Here is a 665-nt window from a genome sequence, read left to right as displayed (position 1 = left end):
ATGGGATTATTATTTAATCGTAATGCTTTTAGTTCTGAAAACTCAGTTATAAATTCAGGGATTTCGGTGACTCCGCAATTAAGAATTTTTATTTCTTCCAATTTTTTAAATGCTAGAATTTCTTCTGGGATTTCTTTGAGAGATGGAATATCCACAAATTTAACTTTAGAAATATGCCCATCTTTTTCCGTTTTGTAATTTACATTATCACCATATTGATTATCTAAATATTCTTTTATTTCTTGTTCTGTCATATCTCTATAATTAGTACAATTTGTTAATAAAAACAGGATTGCAATCAGATAAATATTTCTTTTTATTTTCATTTTTTTTAAATTATTAAAAACATACAATTTAATATTGCATCATTTTTTTGGTAATTGTTTAGTGTAAACAATATTCTCTATTAATAATGGAAATAAAATATCCCTTTCGAATAAATTTAGATCTCCTTTACTATCATAATCATCCTTCAGTAGTGATTTCATAAATTCAGAAGCATCCACAGTACTAATATCTATTTTAGAGTCCTCATCTTGAATATATTCAACTATATCCCCAATATCCCCCAGATACAAGCTAGCCTGCCCAGGGCTCAAATCCTCAATTGGGCAATCAGCCCAATCCGCTTTTATTTCTTGAGTTGGATCAACAACTGAAGGGAC

At 28.7% G+C, this 665-nt stretch carries 2 protein-coding genes; both read right to left on the bottom strand.

Annotation, left to right across the window (positions count from 1 at the left end; translation table 11 throughout):
- Window positions 1–326 (bottom strand): hypothetical protein (locus HHU12_RS34395; protein WP_205960095.1); only part of this gene is annotated, 326 nt, incomplete at its 3' end.
- A gap of 39 nt (window positions 327–365) precedes the next feature.
- Window positions 366–665: hypothetical protein (locus HHU12_RS34390; protein ID WP_169661210.1), on the bottom strand; the 300-nt coding region annotated here is incomplete at its 5' end.

The sequence above is a fragment of the Flammeovirga aprica JL-4 genome (assembly GCF_012844305.1).
GTDB lineage: Bacteria > Bacteroidota > Bacteroidia > Cytophagales > Flammeovirgaceae > Flammeovirga > Flammeovirga aprica.
This window is presented reverse-complemented; position numbering and strand designations above follow the sequence as displayed.